Origin of the sequence: Pseudonocardia pini, assembly GCF_013870575.1 — a bacterium.
Taxonomy (GTDB): Bacteria; Actinomycetota; Actinomycetes; order Mycobacteriales; family Pseudonocardiaceae; genus Pseudonocardia; species Pseudonocardia pini.
Map to the genome: position 1 here is coordinate 1 of NZ_JACBXB010000619.1, position 3,417 is coordinate 3,417.

Consider the following 3,417-nt stretch of genomic DNA (forward strand, 5'->3'; position numbering starts at 1 on the left):
GATGCGCGGATCGGGGCTGCGCACCGGGGACGTCGTGCCGGACACGGACGGGCTGCTGACGATGGGCCCGTTCAAGATCGTGACGGACGGGTCGCTCAACACCCGCACGGCGTTCTGCGTGGACCCCTACCCCGGCCTGGAGGGCACGGCGCACCCGTGCGGGATGGCGCTCGTGCCCCCGTCGGAGCTGGAGCCGCTGCTGCGGCGCGCCACCGAGGGCGGTCTCGACGTCGCCGTCCACGCCATCGGCGACGCCGCCAACACCGACGTCCTCGACGTCCTCGCCCGCACCGGCGCACGGGGGCGGGTGGAGCACGCCCAGCTGCTGCAGCACGCGGACGTGCCCCGCTTCGCCGCACTCGGCATCGTCGCGTCGGTGCAGCCGGAGCACGCGGTGGACGACCGGGACGTCGCCGACCACTACTGGGCGGGCCGGACCGGGCGCGCCTTCGTCTTCCGGTCCCTGCTCGACGCGGGCGCCGAGCTCGCGCTGGGGTCGGACGCCCCGGTGGCGCCGCTGGACCCGTGGGTGGCGATCGCGGCGGCCGTGCACCGCAGCGGGGACGACCGGGCGCCGTGGCACCCCGAGCAGCACCGGAGGGAGGACGACGAGGACCACGAACACGACGAGGACCGCGCCGCCGATCACCGCGGCGCGCAGCCCCAGCGCGGCCCACCTCTCCATGTCGGACCGTCAGTCGCCGTCCCGCTGCGCGCGGAGGTAGGTCAGGACCGCGAGGACCCGGCGGTGGCTCTCGGTCTCGTCGGTGTGCAGGCCGAGCTTGGCGAAGATGCCGGCGATGTGCTTCTCGACCGCCTTCGGGGTGACGAACAGCTGGCCCGCGATGCCGCCGTTCGACCGCCCCTCCGCCATCAGCTTCAGCACGTCGAGCTCGCGCTCGGAGAGCGAGGCGACCTCGTCCTTCTTCTGCCCGCGCGGACGCTCGACCAGTCGCTTCGCCAGGACCGGCTCGATGACGATCTCGCCGTCGGCGATCCGGGTCAGGGTGTCGGTGAGGACCTCGACACTGCCGACCTTCTCCTTGAGCCGGTAGCCGATCGCCTCGGTGCCGATCTCGAGGATCCGCATCAGGTAGTGCGACTCGGCGTAGTGCGACAGGAAGAGCAGCCCCATCGTGGGCCACTTGTCGCGCAGCCGCTCCGCGGTGACCAGCCCGCCGTCCGGCTCGGGGGGCATGCGGATGTCGAGGACGGCCACGTCGCACGGGGTGGACGCGAGCAGGGTCAGCAGCTCGTCGCCCCCCGCGGCGACCGCCACGACCTCGTGGCCCGCGGCCTGGAGGAGCATCAGCAGGCCCTCCCGGAAGAGTGCGCCGTCCTCGGCCAGTGCTACTCGCATGGGATCCTCGCAACGATCGTGCCGGTACCGACGGGCTCGTCCGGCGGGGCGGAAACGTCACACACCACGCCCCCGAGCGGGCGGGCGCGGTCGCGCAGCAGCTCTTCCAGACCCGGGATCGGGCCCGTCACCGTGACGACGAGCTCGGCGGTGGAGCCCTCGACCGTCACCTCGCGGGCCGACTCCGGGTCCGCGGCCAACGCCTCGGCCAGCGCGTCGGCCAGCGCGAAGTACACGGCGCCCTCGGCGGCCGGACCGAACCGCCCGCCGTCGTCGCGGATCCGCAGCGGAGCGTCGAGCCGCTCGGCGAGCTCGCGCAGCGCCGGGCCGAGGCCCGCCTCGTCGAGCAGCGGCGGGTAGATCTGGCCCGCGACGTCGCGCAGCTCCTGCAGCAGGGCGTGCAGCTCGTCCTGCAGCAGGCCGATGGCCCCACGCAGCTCGTGCTCGACCTCCGGGACACGGTGGCGGAACAGGCCCAGCTGCAGGACCAGGGCCGATTCTCCTGGAACATGGCGTACGCCTCCGGGGCGGACTCGAGCGGTACGTGGTGGGTCGCGAAGCCCTCGGTACCGAGCGGGTCGTCGTCGCCGAGCAGCGGCAGGATGTCCGGCACCCAGCGGTGCACGTTGGCCTGGCCCATCCGCAGCTGGATCTGCTTGTCGAAGAGGTTCAGCAGCGGGATCGGGTCCGCCGTGCCGCCGTAGACCCCGGAGAGCGAGACCGTCCCTCCGCGGCGGACCAGCTGGACGGCCAGGTCGAACGCCGCCATCCGGTCCACCCCCGCGGTCCTCATCAGCGGGGCGGCGAGGGTGTCCGGGAGCAGCCCGACGAGCCGGTGCGCGATCGAGCCGATCGGCGAGCCGTGCGCCTCCATCCCCACGGCGTCGATCACCGCGTCGGCCCCCCGGCCGCCGGTGAGGGTGCGCACGGCGTCCACGACGTCGTCGCCCGCGTCCTGCAGGTCGATCGTGGTGACGCCGCGCGCCTTCGCCCGCGCCAGCCGCTCGGGCACGAGGTCGATGCCGACGACGTTCTCGATCCCCCGGTGTCGGGCGATCCGGCAGGCCATGTCGCCGATCGGGCCCAGCCCGAGGACGACGAGGCTGCCGTCGCGCGGCGGGTCGGCGTAGGCCACGGCCTGCCAGGCGGTCGGCAGCACGTCGGAGAGCAGCACGAACCGGTCGTCCGGCGGGCCCTCGGGGACCTTGATCGGCAGCCGGTCGCCGAAGGGGACCCGCAGGTACTCGGCCTGCCCGCCGGGGACCTGGCCGTACAGCTTCGTGTAGCCGAACAGCGACGCCCCCATCCCCTGCTCGCGGTTCTGGGTGGTCTCGCACTGCGAGTGCAGACCGCGTTCGCACATCCAGCAGGTGCCGCACGAGAGGTTGAACGGGACCACGACCCGGTCCCCGACCTCCAGCGAGGTCACCCCCGCACCCTTCTCGGCGACGATGCCCATCGGTTCGTGGCCGAGGATGTCGCCCTCGCCCAGGAACGGGCCCATCACCTCGTAGAGGTGCAGGTCGGAACCGCACAGCCCGGTCGAGGTGATCTGCACGATCACGTCGGTCGGGTCCTTGATGGTCGGGTCGGGCACGGTGTCCACGCGGACGTCGCGCTTGCCGTGCCAGGTGAGGGCGCGCATCGGTGGCCTCCTGGTTCGTGGGGTGGACGGCGGGCGACTACCCGGGCGGGCACGGGCGAAACAGGTGTGCCCGCCCCCGGGGCGCGGGTACGCCCGGTCCGTGACACGCGCACTGGTGACCAACGACGACGGCATCGACTCCCCCGGCCTGTGGGTCCTCGCCGACGCCGCCCGCGAGGCCGGGTTCGACGTGGTCGTGGCCGCCCCGGACCGGCAGTACTCGGGCGCCGCGGCCTCCATCACCGCCGTGCAGGAGGACGGACGGACCGTGGTGGAGCAGGTCGAGGGGCGGGGCGGCCACCCGGCCTTCGCGGTGCGCGCCGCCCCCGCGCACATCGTGGTCGCGGCGGTGCAGGGCTGGCTCGACCCGGCTCCCGACCTGGTGCTGTCCGGGATCAACCGGGGCGGCAAC

At 73.7% G+C, this 3,417-nt stretch carries 2 protein-coding genes and 2 pseudogenes; 2 read left to right on the forward strand and 2 right to left on the reverse strand.

Annotated features, from left to right (window positions below; genetic code table 11):
• Window positions 1-592, forward strand: a pseudogene (locus H5J29_RS25895) (amidohydrolase family protein); the annotation flags it as partial.
• 102 nt (window positions 593-694) lie between these two features.
• Here the strand turns inward: H5J29_RS25895 and H5J29_RS25900 are convergent.
• Window positions 695-1,360: a response regulator transcription factor gene (locus H5J29_RS25900; RefSeq protein ID WP_181783630.1), complete on the reverse strand. Its 666-nt coding sequence runs from the start codon at window positions 1,358-1,360 to the stop codon at window positions 695-697.
• 493 nt (window positions 1,361-1,853) lie between these two features.
• A pseudogene (locus H5J29_RS25905) lies at window positions 1,854-3,005 on the reverse strand (alcohol dehydrogenase catalytic domain-containing protein); the annotation flags it as partial.
• 100 nt (window positions 3,006-3,105) lie between these two features.
• Here H5J29_RS25905 and H5J29_RS25910 point away from each other — a divergent pair.
• On the forward strand, window positions 3,106-3,417 hold a 312-nt coding region (locus tag H5J29_RS25910; protein WP_181783632.1), incomplete at its 3' end, for a 5'/3'-nucleotidase SurE.

Coding starts and splice junctions, on each gene's coding strand:
- H5J29_RS25900 (WP_181783630.1), bottom strand. CDS start 1,360: ATGCGAGTAGCACTGGCCGAGGACGGCGCACTCTTCCGGGAGGGCCTG.